The following is a 633-nucleotide window of genomic DNA, read 5'->3' as shown; positions in this document are numbered from 1 at the left end:
GACAGCCCGGCCCCGGCTTATGCGGTCAGCATTGCCCGGTGGGCTGCCAAAGAACAGGGCCTGACCCGGCGGGTGCCGGTGCGGTGCAATGCCCGGATCAGCGGGCCGCTGGTCACCGGTCTGGCGCGGCCCACCCTGCTGCTGCCCGAGACCCTGCCCCCGGAAGAAGAACTGGCCATGATCTGCCTGCATGAAATGGCCCATTGCCGCCGGGGCGATCTGTGGTATATGCTGCTGCTGGAAGCGGCCCGGGCGATGCACTGGTACAGCCCGCCGGTGCATTTCCTGGTTCGCGCCGCCCGGCAGGATATTGAAATGGCCTGCGATGAATCGGCGGCAGCAAACAAACCCGCGGCCTGGCGGCGGCAGTACTGCGAAGCGCTGCTGCACGCGCTGGAATGTCCGGCCGGGCCGGTGCTGACCACCCGGTTCGGGGTAGGCAAAAGCCAGATCACCGCCCGGCTGCGGCAGATCATGAAACCGGGCCGGATGCGCCGGGGGCTGCTGGCCTTCTGTGCCGGGGCGCTGGCGGTGACCCTGTGCTGCTGTGCCGTGCGGCTGGAACCGGCCAGCACTTCCCGGACAAACACAGAGGAAGAAGCCCCGGTCTGGGTGGATATTACCCAGCCGGAG

1 protein-coding gene is annotated in these 633 nt (G+C 68.1%); it reads left to right on the top strand.

All coding sequences use genetic code 11. The features are described from left to right. Positions 1-633 (top strand): M56 family metallopeptidase (locus B5E65_RS15915; RefSeq protein WP_143403051.1); only part of this gene is annotated, 633 nt, incomplete at both ends.

Source organism: Gemmiger sp. An120, assembly GCF_002160955.1.
GTDB classification, from domain to species: Bacteria; Bacillota; Clostridia; order Oscillospirales; family Ruminococcaceae; genus Gemmiger_A; species Gemmiger_A avium.
The sequence above is the reverse complement of the archived record's forward strand: the minus strand, read 5'-3'. Positions and strand labels throughout refer to the sequence as shown.